General features: G+C 71.7%; 17 protein-coding genes. 11 read left to right on the top strand and 6 right to left on the bottom strand.

Annotated elements, in window-relative coordinates; translation table 11 throughout:
- Window positions 1-34: 34 nt before the first annotated feature.
- Together AB0D74_RS34525 and hisN are read right to left on the bottom strand one after the other, a co-directional pair.
- Complete coding sequence (locus AB0D74_RS34525; RefSeq protein WP_361289898.1) at window positions 35-427, bottom strand: CBS domain-containing protein; 393 nt, start codon at window positions 425-427, stop codon at window positions 35-37.
- 193 nt (window positions 428-620) lie between these two features.
- The gene (hisN, locus tag AB0D74_RS34530; protein ID WP_362595714.1) at window positions 621-1,421 is read right to left on the bottom strand and encodes a histidinol-phosphatase; all 801 of its coding nucleotides are present in this window, start codon (window positions 1,419-1,421) and stop codon (window positions 621-623) included.
- A 217-nt stretch (window positions 1,422-1,638) separates the two neighbouring features.
- Between hisN and AB0D74_RS34535 the strand changes: the two genes are divergently transcribed.
- Window positions 1,639-2,247, top strand: a complete 609-nt coding sequence (locus tag AB0D74_RS34535) for a TetR/AcrR family transcriptional regulator (protein WP_362595716.1) — start codon at window positions 1,639-1,641, stop codon at window positions 2,245-2,247.
- 131 nt (window positions 2,248-2,378) lie between these two features.
- Here AB0D74_RS34535 and AB0D74_RS34540 read toward each other — a convergent pair whose 3' ends face one another.
- The 4 genes from AB0D74_RS34540 to AB0D74_RS34555 all read right to left on the bottom strand — a co-directional run bounded on the left by AB0D74_RS34540 (window position 2,379) and on the right by AB0D74_RS34555 (window position 6,005).
- Window positions 2,379-2,702 (bottom strand): multidrug efflux SMR transporter, encoded by a 324-nt coding sequence (locus tag AB0D74_RS34540; protein WP_362595718.1) that lies wholly within the window; start codon window positions 2,700-2,702, stop codon window positions 2,379-2,381.
- Between the two features lie 76 nt (window positions 2,703-2,778).
- Window positions 2,779-3,789, bottom strand: a complete 1,011-nt coding sequence (gene rsgA, locus AB0D74_RS34545; RefSeq protein ID WP_362595720.1) for a ribosome small subunit-dependent GTPase A — start codon at window positions 3,787-3,789, stop codon at window positions 2,779-2,781.
- A gap of 10 nt (window positions 3,790-3,799) precedes the next feature.
- Window positions 3,800-5,128 (bottom strand): 3-phosphoshikimate 1-carboxyvinyltransferase, encoded by a 1,329-nt coding sequence (aroA, locus tag AB0D74_RS34550; protein ID WP_362595722.1) that lies wholly within the window; start codon window positions 5,126-5,128, stop codon window positions 3,800-3,802.
- Between the two features lie 154 nt (window positions 5,129-5,282).
- Window positions 5,283-6,005 (bottom strand): M50 family metallopeptidase, encoded by a 723-nt coding sequence (locus AB0D74_RS34555; protein WP_362595724.1) that lies wholly within the window; start codon window positions 6,003-6,005, stop codon window positions 5,283-5,285.
- A 51-nt stretch (window positions 6,006-6,056) separates the two neighbouring features.
- Here AB0D74_RS34555 and AB0D74_RS34560 point away from each other — a divergent pair, with 51 nt between their 5' ends.
- The 10 genes from AB0D74_RS34560 to AB0D74_RS34605 all read left to right on the top strand — a co-directional run bounded on the left by AB0D74_RS34560 (window position 6,057) and on the right by AB0D74_RS34605 (window position 16,420).
- The gene (locus tag AB0D74_RS34560) at window positions 6,057-6,872 is read left to right on the top strand and encodes an SOS response-associated peptidase (protein ID WP_362595726.1); all 816 of its coding nucleotides are present in this window, start codon (window positions 6,057-6,059) and stop codon (window positions 6,870-6,872) included.
- A gap of 77 nt (window positions 6,873-6,949) precedes the next feature.
- Window positions 6,950-7,582, top strand: a complete 633-nt coding sequence (locus AB0D74_RS34565) for an alpha/beta family hydrolase (RefSeq protein ID WP_362595728.1) — start codon at window positions 6,950-6,952, stop codon at window positions 7,580-7,582.
- A 256-nt stretch (window positions 7,583-7,838) separates the two neighbouring features.
- Window positions 7,839-8,522, top strand: coding sequence for an RNA polymerase sigma factor SigR (sigR, locus tag AB0D74_RS34570; protein ID WP_189267612.1), 684 nt, complete (start codon window positions 7,839-7,841; stop codon window positions 8,520-8,522).
- The gene (rsrA, locus tag AB0D74_RS34575) at window positions 8,519-8,845 is read left to right on the top strand and encodes a mycothiol system anti-sigma-R factor (RefSeq protein ID WP_362595730.1); all 327 of its coding nucleotides are present in this window, start codon (window positions 8,519-8,521) and stop codon (window positions 8,843-8,845) included. The genes sigR and rsrA overlap by 4 nt, the downstream gene beginning before the upstream one ends.
- A 168-nt stretch (window positions 8,846-9,013) precedes the next feature.
- Entirely contained in the window at window positions 9,014-10,423 is a 1,410-nt protein-coding gene (locus AB0D74_RS34580) for an HD domain-containing phosphohydrolase (protein ID WP_362595732.1), read from the top strand.
- Window positions 10,420-11,775 carry an HD domain-containing protein gene (locus tag AB0D74_RS34585; protein ID WP_362595734.1) on the top strand — a complete coding sequence of 452 codons (1,356 nt, stop codon included), beginning with the start codon at window positions 10,420-10,422 and terminating at the stop codon, window positions 11,773-11,775. Before AB0D74_RS34580 ends, AB0D74_RS34585 begins: the two co-directional genes overlap by 4 nt.
- Window positions 11,776-11,889: 114 nt before the next feature.
- Window positions 11,890-12,870, top strand: coding sequence for a hypothetical protein (locus AB0D74_RS34590; RefSeq protein ID WP_362595777.1), 981 nt, complete (start codon window positions 11,890-11,892; stop codon window positions 12,868-12,870).
- A gap of 142 nt (window positions 12,871-13,012) precedes the next feature.
- Window positions 13,013-13,663 carry a peptide deformylase gene (gene def, locus AB0D74_RS34595; RefSeq protein ID WP_351710987.1) on the top strand — a complete coding sequence of 217 codons (651 nt, stop codon included), beginning with the start codon at window positions 13,013-13,015 and terminating at the stop codon, window positions 13,661-13,663.
- A gap of 295 nt (window positions 13,664-13,958) precedes the next feature.
- A complete protein-coding gene (gene cyc1 / locus AB0D74_RS34600; RefSeq protein WP_362595737.1) occupies window positions 13,959-15,044 on the top strand; it encodes an epi-isozizaene synthase in 1,086 nt (361 codons plus the stop codon).
- On the top strand, window positions 15,041-16,420 hold the full coding sequence (locus AB0D74_RS34605) for a cytochrome P450 (protein WP_362595739.1): 1,380 nt from the start codon (window positions 15,041-15,043) through the stop codon (window positions 16,418-16,420). Before cyc1 ends, AB0D74_RS34605 begins: the two co-directional genes overlap by 4 nt.
- Window positions 16,421-16,443: the final 23 nt, after the last annotated feature.

The raw sequence follows: 16,443 nt of genomic DNA on the forward strand, positions 1-16,443 counted from the left end.
GTCCAGTGTGGATGGGCGGGCGGGCCGGGGGTCGTCAGACGGGTTGTGGTGTGCGGGCCGGGGCCCAGCAGCGGATGATGTCGCGGACCGAGACGATGCCGGCGGGTTCGCCGCCGTCCAGGACGATCAGGTGGCGGAAGCCGCCGTGGGCCATCGCCCGGGCCGCCTCCTCCAGCGTCCAGGTCGGGGTGGCGAACACGACGTCGTTGGTGGTGTGGGCGTGGATGGGCTCCGTGTCGGGGTTCTGGCCGAGGCCCACGGAGTTGAGGATGTCGCGTTCGGTGAGGATCCCGATGCCGCCTGCGTCCGGGTCGTGGACGATCGCCGCGCCCACGCGGCGCGCGGACATCAGGGCGGCTGCCTGGCGGAGGGTGTGGGCGGGGCCGACGGTGAGGACCACCGTGCTCATGGCGTCACGGACGAGCATGGAAGGTGCCACCTCCTAGAGAAATCGCTGGGCTAGTTCAGCGATTCACAAATGCACAAGTGAGGGTTCTCTCAGGGTGGCAGGTAAAGCGCGGGTCAACAAGGGGGTGCGCGCAGCCAATTGAGGGCGCACGCGCTCATATGTGAGGGGAGCGATGCGCCCGTTTGGGCTTGTTGTGCCTCAGAAGACCGTTTCAGTAACGCTGGGTGAGGTACGACAGCAGCTCGTCGTGGAGGTGGCCGTTGGACGCCGCCGCGTTGCCGCTGTGCGGGCCCGGACGGCCGTCGAGGCCGGTGAAGGTGCCGCCGGCCTCCGTCACCACGATCGCGTTGGCCGCCATGTCCCACAGGGACAGCTCCGGCTCGGCGCAGATGTCGACGGATCCCTCGGCGACCATCATGTACGGCCAGAAGTCGCCGTACGCGCGCGTGCGCCACACCTCGCGGGTCAGGTCCAGGAAGCCGTTCAGCTGCCCGCGCTCCTCCCACCCGCTGAGCGAGGAGTACGCGAAGGAGGCGTCGGCCAGCTTCGAGACGTTGGAGACGTGCATGCGGGTCGCCGAGGACAGGCTGCGGCCGGTGAAGGCGCCGTGCCCCTTCGCGGCCCACCAGCGGCGGCCGAGCGCGGGCGCGGAGACCAGGCCGACGACCGGCTGGTAGCCGCCCTCGGCCGCCTCCGTCAGGGAGATCAGGGTCGCCCAGACCGGGACGCCGCGGACGTAGTTCTTGGTGCCGTCGATCGGGTCGACCACCCAGCGGCGCGGCCCTGTGCCCTCGATGCCGTACTCCTCGCCGAGGATCGCGTCCCGTGGCCGGGCGCGCTGCAGCTGGCCGCGGATCAGCTCCTCGGCGGCCTTGTCCGCCTCGCTCACGGGGGTCATGTCCGGCTTGGTCTCGACCTTGAGGTCGAGTGCCTTGAAGCGTTCCATGGTCAGGGCGTCGGCCGCGTCCGCGAGTACGTGGGCGAGACGCAGGTCATCAAGGTAGTCCGGCATGTGACGAACGGTATCTGCCGGGGCGGGCGCGGGGCTACCAGGGGAGGCCGGGTGATGCCGGCAAGTGATCGGGCGGTGACCTCCGTTGACCCCCGGCAGGCCTGCGGCGCGCCCGCGCGTGTTGGCCGAAGGGCGCCCCCCGGTGCCTTCGCGAACCCTTGACAGTCGATTCGTGCGCGTCAAATCTGGGCGCAGAGTCGCTCGCCCCAGGGAGGCGATGATGCCTGCAGCCCGGGAATCCCTTCTGGACGCCGCGTACGCGGCGCTTGCGCGCCGGCCGTGGGCGGCCGTGCGGATGGTCGACGTGGCGGCGGCTGCCGGGGTGTCCCGGCAGACGCTGTACAACGAGTTCGGCAGCAAGGAGGGCCTGGCGAGGGCGCTGGTGCGCAGGGAGGCCGACGGGTATCTCGCGGGCGTGGAACGGGCGTTGGCGAGCCATGCAGAGGTACGGGAGCGCCTTGCGGCGACGGCCGAGTGGATGGCGGTGGCGGCTCGGGACAACGTGCTGGTACGGGCGATGCTCACGGGGTGCTGGAGCGAGCGGTTGCCGTCGCCGACGCTGTCCGCGGTGCCGTCGTCCTCGGCGGTGCCGGCGCAGCGGAGGGCGGACGGGCCGTTGCCTTCTCCCGGGGACTTCGTGCAGATCGTGCGGGACCGGGCGGTGGCGGTGCTGTCCGGGGCGGGGGCCGGGAAGGGGAACGGCGAGCTGGTCCGGTCGTGCGAGCTGGTGGTGCGGCTGGCGTTGTCTTGTGTCGCGGCGCCGCCAGAGGGGGCGGGGGCGGTGGCGGAGTTGGTGCGCGGGGCGCTTTATCGGCAACCGGTGTGAAAGTGACGAGGGGTGGTGCGGGTCGTGAGTACCCGCGGGTGCGTGGGGGCTGGCCGCGCAGTTCCCCGCGCCCCTTTGGGGCGCGTTTCAGTGAGCCCAGCCCCAGAGGCGGACGTCGGTCAGGGCGCGTTTCAGTGGGCCGAGCCCGAGAGTTGGAGGCCGATTACTCCTGCGATGACCAGGCCGATGGAGATGATCTTCAGGGTGGAGACCAGGTCGCCGAGGAAGACCATGCCGTAGATCGCCGTGCCCGCCGCGCCGATGCCGGTCCAGACCGCGTAGGCCGGGCCCACGTCGAGTTTCTTCAGGGACAGGGTCAGCAGGCCGAAGCTGCCCAGGGCGAAGGAGGCGAAGGCTATCGTCGGCCATAGTCGGGTGAAGCCGTGGGAGAGCTTGAGACACACGGCGAAGCCGGTCTCCAGGATCCCGGCCACGATCACCAGCAGCCACGCCATGTGCTGTCCTCCCGTATGTCCAGCTCGGTGCGATTATGCACTTACCGAACTCCGGTCAAGACAAACACCCCGGTGGTCAGTCGCCTTCCTTGCGGTCCCGGGTGGCCAGCAGCCGCCGCAGCGAGTAGAGGCGGGCCGGGTCCGCGTGACCCTCCGCGACCCACTCGTCCAGCGCGCAGTCCGGCTCGTCGTGGCTGCACGCGCGCGGGCAGTTCACGGTGCCCGGCTCCAGGTCGGGGAAGGCGTGGATCACGCGGGACGGGTCGATGTGGGCCAGGCCGAAGGAGCGGACGCCCGGGGTGTCCACGACCCAGCCGCCGTCGTCGGCCAGCGGGAGGGCCAGCGCGGAGGTCGTGGTGTGGCGGCCCCGGCCGGTCACCGCGTTGACATGACCCGTCGTCCGACGGCGGTCCTCGGGGACGAGCGCGTTCACCAGGGTCGTCTTGCCGACGCCCGAGTGGCCGACGAACGCCGTGATCTTGCCGTCGAGAAGGTCCTGGACCCGGCGGGCGGCCTCCCCCGCCGCCAGCTCCTCGCGGCTCGTGACCACGTACGGGATATCCAGGTCGCCGTAGAGCTCAAGCAGCTTGTCCGGCGGGGCCAGGTCCGACTTGGTCATGACCAGCAGGGGGGTGAGCCCGCCGTCGTAGGCCGCCACCAGGCAGCGGTCGATGAGGCGGGGGCGGGGCTCGGGGTCGGCCAGGGCGGTGACGATCGCCAGCTGGTCGGCGTTGGCGACGACCACCCGCTCGAACGGGTCGTCGTCGTCGGCGGTCCGCCGCAGCACGGAGGAACGGTCCTCGATGCGCACGATCCGGGCCAGGGTGTCCTTCTTGCCGGACAGGTCGCCGACCAGGGCCACCCGGTCGCCCACCACCGCGGCCTTGCGGCCCAGCTCGCGGGCCTTCATCGCGAGGATCGTCCGGTCCTCGACCAGACAGGTCAGCCGGCCCCGGTCGACGGTGAGGACCATGCCCTCGGCCGCGTCCTCGTGCTTGGGGCGGATGTTGGTCCGCGGCCGGTTGCCCTTGCGGTTGGGGCGGGCGCGGATGTCGTCCTCGTCGGTGTGCTTGCCGTAGCGGCGCATGTCTACGCCCCTACGCCCCGTCGCTCCCGAGCATCCCGGTCCACAGGTCGGGGAAGTCCGGCAGGGTCTTCGCCGTCGTCGCCACGTTCTCGATCTGCACGTCGGCCACGGCCAGGCCGATGATCGCACCGGCCGTCGCCATGCGGTGGTCCTCGTACGTGTGGAAGACGCCGCCGTGCAGCCGGCGCGGGCGGATGCGCAGGCCGTCGGCGGTCTCGGTGACGTCGCCGCCGAGCTCGTTGATCTCCTTGGTGAGCGCGGCCAGCCGGTCCGTCTCGTGCAGCCGCAGGTGGGCGACCCCGCGCAGGGTGGAGGGGGTGTCCGCGAGGGCGGCGACCGCCGCGATGCCGGGGGTCAGCTCGCCGACGTCACCCAGGTCGACGTCGATGCCGTGGATCCGGCCCGAGCCGGTGAACTCCAGGCCGTACTCGGTCAGTTCGCAGGTACCGCCCATCTCCGTGAAGATCTCGCGCAGCCGGTCACCCGGCTGGGTGGTCCGGGACGGCCAGTCCGGGATCACGACCCTGCCGCCCGTCACCAGGGCCGCGGCGAGGAAGGGCTGGGCGTTCGAGAGGTCCGGCTCGACGGTCAGGTCGCGGCCCAGCAGGGCGCCGGGCGTGACCCGCCAGACGTTCGGCTCGCCGCCCGACTCGGGGGTGTCCACCTGGGCGCCCACCGCGCGCAGCATGTCGACGGTCATCCGGATGTGCGGGAGGGAGGGGAGGCTGCGGCCGGTGTGGCGGACCTCGACGCCCTGGTTGAAGCGCGGGCCGGAGAGCAGGAGGGCCGACACGAACTGGGAGGAGGACGAGGCGTCGATGGACACCGGGCCGCCGTCCAGGGCGCCGCTGCCGTGCACGGTGAGGGGGAGCGCGCCGCGGCCGTCGTCGTCGATACGGGCGCCGAGGACGCGCAGGGCGTCGATCACGCCGTGCAGGGGGCGTTCGTACGAACGGGGGTCGCCGTCGAAGCGGATGTCGCCGGCGGCCAGGGTCGCGACGGGCGGGAGGAAGCGCATCACCGTGCCGGCGTTGCCGACGTCGACGGTGGCGGGGCCGCGGAGCCCCGCGGGGAGCACGCGCCAGGCCTCGCCGGAGCCGTCGGGGCCCACGCCCTCGTCGATGCCGACGCCCATCGCGCGCAGGGCACCGGCCATCAGCAGGGTGTCGCGGGAGCGGAGGGGGCGGCGCAGCCAGCCGGGTTCGGAGGCGAGGGCGGCGAGGACGAGGGCGCGGTTGGTGACCGACTTGGATCCCGGCACGTGAACCGTCGCGTCGACGGCTCCGCGCGCGTGCGGGGCGGGCCAGAGGGCGGTTGGTGCGGTGGGGTTTGCGGCCATGGGGTCACTTTAGTGCGCGGCCGGGGTGAGAGTGCGGTGGCGGTGGGCCGGGCCGGTGGGCGGGTGCCGCGCCGTCGGGGCAGGTCGCGCCCGCGCGGCGGAGCCGCATGTCGATATCGCCCCGCGCCCCCGACGCCTGCCCCTTCGGGGCGCGTCATACCTGCAGCAGCCAGCGCCCCCCGCCGATCAGTGAGCACAGGGACACCGTGTGGAAGAGGAACAGCCATACGCCGGCCGGGAGATGGGTCAGCCTCGACAGCTGGTCGGCGTCGGAGTCGCCCGCGCCGCCGCGGGAGCGCTTCGCCTGGAGTTCGAAGGCCGGGCGGACCCCGCCGAGCAGCAGGAACCAGACCACCGCGTACGCGAACGCCGCCTGCACCTGCGGTCCGGCCAGCCAGGACACCAGCAGGAAGGTGCCGCCCGTGAGGAAGACCGTCAGGACGCCGTAGGCGTTGCGGATCATCACCAGCATCACGACCAGCAGGACCGTGGCGAGCCAGAGCAGCAGGGTGATGCGGCCGGCGCCGAGGAGGGCCGCACCGCCGAGGCCCAGCAGCGGGGGAGCCGTGTACCCGGCCGCCGCCGTGACGATCATGCCGATGCCGTGCGGCTTGCCCCGGCTGAGCGTGAGGCCGCTGGTGTCGGAGTGCAGCCGGATGCCGGTCAGCTGGCGGCCCGTGAGCAGGGCGGTCAGGCCGTGGCCGCCCTCGTGGGCGATCGTGATGGCGTTGCGGGATATCCGCCACAGGTTGTGCGGGACGACCACCGCGACCGCGGCGGCCAGGGTCGCGAGCACCACCCACAGGTCGGGATCGGACTGGGTACCCGTCAGACGGTCCCAGAGGTCGGGCAGCGCGAGGGCGGCGGTGCTCTCCATGGTCTGGTGGTTACTCCCTACGGGCATGTGGAGTCTGGCAGTGTTGCACGTATGTGCGGACGGTATGCATCCAGTCGTGGGCCCGAGGATCTCGCAGGAGTCTTTGAAATAGAGAAGTGGGAGCCCGAGGAGACCCTGGAGCCCGACTACAACGTGGCTCCGACCAAGGAGGTCTACGCCGTCCTCGACCGTCCGGTGAAAGACGCCGAGGACCGCCGTCCGGTTCGCCAGCTGCGCACACTGAAGTGGGGGCTCGTTCCCTCCTGGGCCAAGACGCCCGAGGGCGGCGCCCGGATGATCAACGCGCGCGCGGAGACCGTGCACGAGAAGCCGTCGTACCGCCGCGCCTTCGCCACCCGCCGCTGCATCCTGCCCGCCGACGGCTACTACGAATGGGTCACCGCCCCGGAGGAGCGGGACCTGGAGGTCGAAGGGAAGAAGAAGCGGCCCCGCAAGCAGCCGTACTTCGTGCTCCCGGCCGACGGCTCGGTGTTCGCGATGGCCGGGCTGTACGAGTTCTGGCGGGACCGGACGCTGCCCGACGAGCACCCGCTGGCCTGGTGGGTGACGTGCTCGGTGATCACCACGGAGGCGGAGACCTCGCCGCTGGCCGTCGCGCCCGCCGAAGGGCCGCGGTCGCTGCACGACATCCACCCCCGGATGCCGCTGATGCTGACCCCGGACCGCTGGGACGCCTGGCTCGACCCGGCCCGCACCGACGTCGAGGACCTGCGCGCGCTGCTCGCCCCGCCGCCGGAGGGCCTGATGCGGGCCTACCCGGTCTCCACGGCGGTCAGCAACGTCCGCAACAACAGCCCCGAGCTGCTGAAGGAGCTGGAGGGGCCCGAGGAGGGCACGCTCTTCTGAGCGCTCCCCCCGCGCCCCCCGGCTTCCCCCCCCGCTCTCCCCGCCCCCTTCGGGGCGCTGCCGTCTAGCCTGCTCGCGTGACCACAGCGAAGATCGTCGGTACGGAGGCGGGGGACGCCCGCATCACCTGGTACGAGGCGGAGCGGGCGCGGCTGGTGCTGGCCGTCGGGCACGGGGCGGGCGGGGGCGTCGAGGCGCGGGACCTGCAGGCCGTCGCCGCGGTGCTGCCCGGGCACGGCGTGACCGTCGCGCTCGTCGAGCAGCCCTGGCGGGTCGCCGGGAAGAAGCTCGCGCCGGCGCCGAAGACGCTCGACGCCGGCTGGCGCGGGGTGTGGCCCGCGCTCGCCGCGCCGGGGCTGCCGGTGGTGTCGGGCGGGCGCAGCGCCGGGGCCCGGGTCGCCTGCCGTACGGCGACGGAGCTGGGGGCGGTCGGCGTCCTCGCCCTCGGCTTTCCGCTGCACCCGCCGGGGAAGCCGGAGAAGTCGCGGGCCGGGGAGCTGCTCGGGGCCGGGGTGCCGACGCTCGTCGTGCAGGGCGGCAACGACCCGTTCGGGAAACCGGCCGAGTTCCCGGCGGGCGAGTACGAACTCGTCGAGGTGCCCCACGCGGACCACGGGTTCGCGGTGGCCAAAAAGGCCGAGATCGGTCCGGAACAGGCAGTGACCATCATCACGGACGCGGTCGTCGCATGGACCGCGTCCCTCGGGTGACGCCCGGGAATGTTGCGCGACGGACCACTGTTGAGGCGGACAGAAGTGCTGGGACACCAGCGCCGACGCCGAAGGAGAGGAAGTCCGCCGCATGGGTTCGACCATCTGCCCGAGCCGTAGCAGCAGCGCTGACCTGGACTGGACGGTGCTGCACGCGGCCAAGACCGCTCCTATTCGAGCGGCGGCAGGCACGGGTCGTGTTCTATCCTCCGAGACGAGTGGGATCGGTTCTGGTCCTGCCCGGGATCTTGAGGAGGTGGGTCCGGTCACCGGTACCGACGCAGGGACCGACAACGGCCAGGCGGAGCTGCCCGAGGGCCAGGGCGTCAGCGCGGAGTCGACCTCGGAGCGCACCGCGCGCTTCGAGCGGGACGCGCTCGAATTCCTCGACCAGATGTACTCGGCCGCACTGCGCATGACGCGCAACCCGGCCGACGCCGAGGACCTGGTGCAGGAGACCTACGCCAAGGCGTACGCGTCCTTCCACCAGTTCCGTGAGGGCACCAACCTCAAGGCCTGGCTGTACCGCATTCTCACGAACACCTTCATCAACTCGTACCGCAAGAAGCAGCGCGAACCCCAGCGCTCCGCGGCCGAGGAGATCGAGGACTGGCAGCTCGCCCGCGCCGAGTCGCACATGTCGACGGGCTTGCGCTCCGCGGAGTCGCAGGCGCTCGACCATCTGCCGGACTCGGACGTGAAGGAAGCGCTGCAGGCGATCCCCGAGGAATTCCGCATCGCCGTCTACCTCGCCGACGTAGAGGGCTTTGCCTACAAGGAGATCGCGGACATCATGGGGACACCCATCGGTACGGTGATGTCCCGGCTGCACCGGGGCCGCCGTCAACTGCGCGGCATGCTGGAGGACTACGCGCGTGAGCGCGGGCTCGTCCCGGCCGGCGCCGGAGAGTCGAACGAAGCGAAAGGCTCGGGCTCATGAGCTGCGGAGAGCCGCACGAGACGGACTGCAGTGAGGTACTCGATCATCTCTACGAGTTCCTCGACAGTGAGATGCCGGACGTCGATCGCGTCAAGTTCAAGCAGCACTTCGACGAGTGCTCCCCCTGCCTGGAGAAGTACGGGCTGGAGGAGGCCGTGAAGAAGCTGGTCAAGCGGTGCTGCGGGCATGACGACGTGCCCACCGACCTGCGGGCCAAGGTGCTGGGGAGGCTGGACCTGATCCGCTCCGGCCAGCCCGTCCCGGAGCACGACGTCACGGCCGGCCGGACCGCCCAGCCCGCACCGGTCACGCCGGAGAGCTGACCGGGCGCCGACCGCGTCAGCGCCGTCCGCCGCCGGCGGCGCAGAGCGGTTCCCGCCCCCGTGTTCCGTCACCCGAACGTGCTAATCCTCCGCTCATAAGCCCCCGGACCCGTCTGCTTCCGCCCTAGGCTCCGGAGCCTGGACAGGCATGGTCGGGGGAGGGGCGAGATGGAGGCGGTCCCGGTACGGGTGCGCGCGTACGTGACCTGCGTCGCCCTCGCCGCCCTGCTCTGCCTGCTGCCGCTGCCCGGCCTGCGTACGCCCTGGTGGGCCGTCGCCCTCCTCGCCGCGCTGTACGCGGCCTGCGAGCACGTCGTACGGCGCCGGCTCGGCGGCACCTTCTACCCGGTGCTGCTCGCCGGTGCCTTTCTGCTGCCACCGCCGGCCGCCGCGCTGGTACCGCTGCCGGGCGCCCTGCTCTCCCGCGCCGAGCAACGGCCGCAAGGGCTGCGCCGGATCTGGCGGGCCGCCGAGCTGGGACTCGCCGTGTGGGGCGCGGGGCGCGTGCACTGGGCGCTGGGCGGGCGTGACGCGGTGGTCGGCTGCGACTTCCCGTACGCGCTGCTGCCCTGCGCCGCGGCCGTGCTGGCCTTCTGCGCGGTTCTCGCCCTGCTGGACGGCGGGATCCTCGCGGTCGCCGAGCGCGTGCCGGTCCGCCGGGCCTGGCGCGGCCTGCTCTCCCGCTCCCTCGCCCCGGTCGGGGTGCACGGGCTGGCCGGGCTGATGATGGCCGTGCTCTGGCGCAGCCCCTACGGTCCCGTCGCGGCTCTGCTCGTCCTGCTGCCGATGTGCGTGTCCTGGTGGGTGTTCGCCCAGTACCACCGGGAGCGCGCCGCCCACCAGGCCACCATCCGCGCGCTCGTCCAGGCCGTCGACATCAAGGACGGGTACACCCGCGGGCACAGTGAGCGGGTCGGACAGGCCTCCGTGATGATCGCGCGCGAACTGGCCATGGACGACGACCGGGTGGAGGTGCTCCGCTTCGCCGGCATCCTCCACGACGTGGGCAAGCTGGGCGTCCCCACCCGGCTGCTCCGCAAGAACGGGCCGCTCACCCCGGAGGAACGCCGGATCATCGAACTGCACCCCGAGTACGGGCACGAGATGGTGCGCGGGATCTCCTTCCTCGGCGAGGCCCGCGCGGCGATCCTCCACCACCACGAGCGCATCGACGGCAGCGGCTACCCCTACGGACTGGCGGGCGGCCAGATCCCGGAGTCGGCCCGCGTGGTGGCCGTCGCCGACGCCTTCGACGCGATGACGTCGACGCGCTCCTACAGCAGGGCCCGGCCGGTCGAGGCCGCCGTGGCGGAGCTACGGCGGTGCGCGGGACGGCACTTCGACGCGGGGATCGTCGACGCCCTGGCGCGGGCGCTGGCCAGACACGGCTGGCACCCGGCGGTCACCGCCGACGTCCGGCCACCGGATCCCACGGCGCCCACCATTCCCGCCTCCGCAGCCTCCGCCTCCGCCTCCTCCGCCTCCGGCGTCCCGGCCCAACCGCCCGAACCGCCCGGTAAGGACCGCACCGCTTCGCCCGGCGGTGACCGCGAGAGCGCCGGGCGAGGTGCCCCGTGACGTCCGGAGCCCCGGCCTTCGCCCCGGGACCGCCGGGCACGGGCAGTGGCAGTGGCATGGGCAGTGCCCGCGGCGGCGACGGCCTCGCAGGTCCGGCCGCGACAGCCCCTCGCACCCGCCGCCCCGCCGCGCTCGGCTGCATCCGCCTCGCCGCCCTGCTCCTCGCTCTCGGCTGCCTCGCCGGCACCCTCTGGGCAGGCCTCGACGACCGCGGCATCGCCCTCGCCTTCGGCCTGCTCGTCGGCATCGGCGAGTGGGCCCGGTGGACCTGCGCCGAGGTACGGGAGGCCGCTCCGCTCGGGGCCGCAGGCGGGCTCGCCTACGCCCTGCTCGGCGCCGATGCCGGGGCCGTCACCCACGACGGGGCCTGCCAGGTCGTCACCGTCGTCTGCGCGGCCTCGCTGCTCGGCAACGTCCCGCACATAGCCGACGGGCGGCGGCCCACCCTCGACCACCTCACGCGCCGCGTCCTCACCGTCGGCTTCGCCGCCGTCTGCTTCCAACCCCTCTACAGCAGGGGCGCGTTGGAGCACTGGAGCGGACCCGCGTACGCCCTGCTGCTCGTCGCGCTCCTCGTGCTCACCGCGCTCTGCGACGCCGTGCTCGCCGCCGCGCAGGCCCACGCGCGCACGGGCTGGCCGTTCGGACCGCTGCTCCGGGACGAGCTGCGCGGACTGCTCGGCATCGGGTCCGCCGTCTGCGCCACCGGCGCGGTGATGGCGCTGGCCGTCGCCGTCGTGGGGCTGTGGGCGCTGCCCGTGTTCTGCCTGCCCCTGCTCCTGACCCAGCTGTCCCTGCGCCGGTACGCGGCCGTCCGGGCCACCTACCGGCAGACCATCGCCTCGCTCGCCCGCGCCACCGAGATCGCGGGGTACACCCCGGCCGGGCACGCCCGCCGGGTCGCCACCCTGAGCCGGGCCGTCGGGCGGGACCTCGGGCTGTCCGGGGCGGAGCTCACCGTGCTGGAGTACGCGGCGCTCATGCACGACATCGGCCAGCTCAGCCTCGTCGACCCGGTGCCTGCCGGGGCCACCGCGGGGCTGCCGGCGGCGGAGCAGCGGCGGATAGCCCTGCTCGGCGGGGCCGTCGTACGGCAGACCGGGGTGGCCGCGGCGGTCGCCGTGGTCGTGGAACGGCAGGCCGACCCGTACCGGGAGCAGCCGGTCGCCGCGCGGATCGTGCGGGCCGTCAACGCGTACGAGGAGAAGGCCCGGGATTCCGGGCCCGGCGGGCCGTTGACGGCACTGGAGGAGTTACGGCTGGCGACCGCCGGGGACTACGCTCCGGAGGTCGTGGAGGCCTTGGCCCGCGTGCTCTCCGGAGACTGTCTGACCTTGCGCGCGGCTGGGTAACCCATGGGTAATGAGCGGCCCTCCCGTCGTACGTGGTTGGATGCGAGGGAGAGGGTGATGTCCGGGGGCACAAGCCAGCCCACTGTGCGGAACTGGAACTGGCAGGCGGGAATCGTGAGGATCTTCGGCAAGGGACGGCACCGGCCCTCCGCCTCCTGGCGGCAGGCCACCGACCGCGCGTTCACGCTGATCGGCGACGGCCGGTACGAGGACGCGGGCGAGCTGCTGACGCGCGCCGCCGACCTGGAACCCTGGCTGTCGGAGTCCTGGTTCAACCTCGCCCTGCTGCACAAGTTCCGGCACGACTGGGAGCAGGCCCGGGCGGCCGGCCTGCGGGCGGTGGCCCTCCTCGACCGGGAGACCGGGGCGCCCGACTGGTGGAACGTGGGCATCGCGGCGACCGCGCTGCAGGACTGGCCGCTGGCCCGGCGGGCCTGGCAGGCGTACGGGCTGCGGGTGCCGGGCGGCGCCACCGTCTCCGGTGAGCCGGACGGCATGGACCTGGGCAGTGCCGCGGTACGGCTGTCCCCGGAGGGGGAGGCCGAAGTGGTGTGGGGGCGGCGGCTCGACCCCGCCCGCATCGAGGTGCAGTCCATCCCGCTGCCGTCGTCCGGGCGGCGCTGGGGCGAGGTCGTCCTGCACGACGGGGTGCCGCACGGCGAGCGGACCACGGCGACCGGGCACGCGTACCCCGTCTTCGACGAGATCGAGCTGTGGGCGCCGTCGCCGGTGCCGACCTGGGTGGTGCTGCTGGAGGCGGCGACGGAGGCGGACCGGGACGCGCTGGAGCAGCTGGCGGGGGACGCCGGGTTCGCGGCGGAGGACTGGTCGTCGTCCGTGCGGTTGCTGTGCCGGATGTGTTCGGAGTCGCGGATGCCGTCGGACGAGGGGGACGGGGTGCATCTCGATCCCCACGACCACAGTGAGCCGGGGCATCCGGGGCCGCTCGGGCACCGGACGGACGGGCAGCTGTGGGTGCCGGAGCGGGAGTGCGGGATTGCTGCGCCGGCCTCGCTGGTGAGGGGGTTGCTGGACGGGTGGGTTGCGGACAGCCCCGATTCCAGGGATTGGCGGGATTTGGAAGAGGTTTGCTGAGGCCGTCGTTCAGCCGCCGCCTCGTTGTGGCTGGTCGCGCAGTTCCCCGCGCCCCTTTGGGGCGCGTCCCTGGGCGCAGGCTGCCACGTACCCTGTATTCGCAATATCACCCCCGGTTTGTTTGAGGAAGGCATCGTCGGTCATGGCGCAGCAGGACACCGATCAGCAGCACGCGGGCGTGCTCCCCGTGGACGACGAGGGGTTCGTCGTCGACACCGAGGGGACCGAGGAGCGCGAGAACGCCTGGCGTGAGCGGGGGACGTCGCGGCCCATCACCGTCGTCGGGAACCCGGTGCTGCACAAGGAGTGCAAGGACGTCACCGAGTTCGGGGCGGAGCTGGACCAGCTCGTCGCCGACATGTTCGCGAGCCAGCGGACCGCCGAGGGCGTCGGCCTCGCCGCCAACCAGATCGGTGTCGACCTGAAGGTCTTCGTCTACGACTGCCAGGACGACGAGGGCGCCCGGCACGTCGGCGTGGTGTGCAACCCGAAGCTGGTCGACCTGCCCGCCGAGAAGCGGCGGCTGGACGACAGCAACGAGGGATGCCTGTCGGTGCCCACCGCCTACGCCCCGCTCGCCCGGCCCGACTACGCCGAGGTCACCGGGCAGGACGAGAAGGGCAACCCGATCAAGGTGCGCGGCACCGGCTACTTCGCTCGGTGTTTGCAGCACGAGACCGACCACCTGTACGGCTACCTGTACATCGACCGGCTCTCCAAGCGCGAGCGCAAGGACGCGCTGCGGCAGATGGCCGAGAACGAGCCTCGCTACCCCGTGGTCGCCAACGACTGAGACCCAGCAGGACAGTTGTGACGCCTGGTCGGACCCGTTCCGACCAGGCGTTCGTCATGTTCGGTCAGACTCGCTCGTCTGTACGTCGTACATTCGATCCTTTGTGCACCCCTAGCGAACCCTAATCAGTCACACAAGGGGAGATTCTCGGCACTGTGGGGTAGTGAGTGAAGCAAATCCGTTCCCAGACCGGTCACTTGTGGTGCTGAATGGGAACTGCGGGGATACGCAACGGCGCACGCCCGGCACAGCGGGAGGGGCGTGCGTACCTGGCTCGGCTGAGAGGGGTTTGTTCGTGCATGCTTTCCCACACAGCACCACATCGACGCCGACGGCGGTCGCGGTTCCACCACAACTCGCCCTCCCGGTGATCGAGGCCGAGTTTCCCCGGCAACTGCATCCGTATTGGCCGCAGCTACAGGAGAAGACCCGCCTCTGGCTGCTGGAAAAGCGGCTGATGCCGGCGGACAAGGTGCAGGAATATGCCGACGGTCTTTGCTACACCGACCTCATGGCGGGCTACTACCTGGGCGCGTCCGACGAGGTCGTCCAGGCGATATGCGACTACAGCGCCTGGTTCTTCGTCTGGGACGACCGGCACGACCGTGACGTCGTGCACGGCAGGCCGGCCGACTGGCGCCGACTGCGGTTCCGGCTGCACACGGCCCTCGACGCGCCCCTGCACCACCTGCACCACCCGGACACCCTGGTCGCGGGTTTCGCCGACAGCGTCGCGCGGCTGTACACGTTCCTGCCGGGCACCTGGAACCAGCGCTTCGCCCGGCACTTCCACGAGGTGATCGAGGCGTACGACCGCGAGTTCCGCAACCGCACCTCGGGATACGTTCCCGAGGTCGAGGAATACCTGGCCCTGCGGCGCCTCACCTTCGCCCACTGGATATGGACGGACCTGCTGGAGCCGAGCGCGGGGACCGAACTCCCGGACGCCGTAAGGAAAAACCCGGCGTACCGCAGGCCGGCCCTGCTCAGTCAGGAATTCGCCGCCTGGTACAACGACCTCTGCTCGCTGCCGAAGGAAATAGCGGGCGACGAGGTGCACAATCTCGGAATCAGTCTCGTCACCCACGAGGGAATGACTCTGGAGCAGGCGGTCGAGGAACTCAGGCGACGCGTCGAGGAATGCATCAGCGAATTCCTGGTCGCCGAGCGCACCGCACTGCGGTTCGCCGAGCGGCTCGACGACGGCACCGTGCGCGGAAAGGAAATCGGCTCCGCCGTCACGGCATGTGTCGGCAACATGCGGAACTGGTTCAGTTCCGTCTACTGGTTCCACCACGAATCCGGCCGTTACATGGTCGACAGCTGGGACGACCGGTCCACGCCCCCGTACGTCAACAACGAAGCGGCAGGTGAGAAATGACCGTCGAGTCCGTGAAGCCCGCGACCGCCGAGGCTTCCGAACAGACCGAACTGCGCGAACCGCCCCTGGCCGGCGGCGGTGTGCCGGTACTCGGGCACGGCTGGCGTCTGGTCCGCGACCCGCTGGCCTTCATGGCGCGGCTGCGCGCCCACGGTGACATGGTGCGCCTGCGGCTCGGCCCCAAGGAGGTGTACGCCGTCACCACCCCGGAGCTGACCGGGGCCCTCGCCCTGAACCCCGACTTCATCATCGCGGGACCGCTGTGGGAGTCCCTGGAGGGACTGCTCGGCAAGGAGGGCGTCGCCACCGCCAACGGTCCCCGCCACCGGCGCCAACGCCGCACCATCCAGCCCGCGTTCAACCTCTCCACGATCCCCTCCTACGGGCCGGTCATGGAGGAGGAGGCGCATGCGCTGACCGAACGCTGGCAGCCCGGCTCCACCGTCGACTGCACCTCGGAGTCCTTCCGCGTCGCCGTCCGCATCGCCGCCCGCTGCCTGCTGCGCGGCGAGTACATGGACGAGCGCGCGGAGCGGCTCAGCGTCGATCTCGCGAGCGTCTTCCGCGGTATGTACCGGCGGATGGTCGTACCACTCGGCCCGCTGTACCGGCTGCCGTTGCCGGCCAACCGCGAATTCAACCGGGCGCTGGCCGATTTGCATCTCCTCGTCGACGAGATCGTCGCCGAGCGCCGGGCATCTGGTCAAAAGCCGGACGATTTGCTGACGGCATTGCTCGCGGCGAAGGACGAGAATGGCGAGCCCATCGGGGAACAGGAGATCCACGACCAGGTCGTCGCGATACTCACCCCGGGCAGCGAAACAGTCGCCTCCACGATCATGTGGCTGCTCCAGGTCCTCGCCGAACACCCGGAACACGCCGAGAAGGTACGGACCGAGGTCCAATCCGTGACGGGCGGTCAGCCGGTCGGTTTTGAGCACGTGCGGCGGCTCACGCACACCAACAATGTCGTCGTCGAGGCGATGCGTTTGCGGCCCGCCGTATGGATATTGACGCGGCGGGCCAAGACCGACACCGAGCTGGGCGGCTATCGCATTCCGGCCGGGGCCGACATCGTCTACAGCCCGTACGCCATCCAGCGCGACCCGCACTCCTACCCCGGGCACCTCGACTTCGACCCGGACCGCTGGCTGCCGGAGCGGGCGGGGGACGTGCCCAAGTACGCCATGAGCCCCTTCAGCGTCGGCAACCGCAAGTGCCCCAGCGACCACTTCTCCATGACCCAGCTCAGCCTGATCACGGCGGCCCTGTGCGCCAGGTACCGCTTCGAACAGGTCGCCGGGTCGAACGACGCCACCCGGGTGGGCATCACCCTGCGCCCGCACCGGCTGCTGCTCGCACCCGTGCCCTGGTGACCCGCCGACCGGCGGAGCACGCC

The sequence above is a fragment of the Streptomyces sp. NPDC048278 genome, assembly GCF_040652195.1.
In the GTDB taxonomy this organism is placed as follows: Bacteria; Actinomycetota; Actinomycetes; order Streptomycetales; family Streptomycetaceae; genus Streptomyces.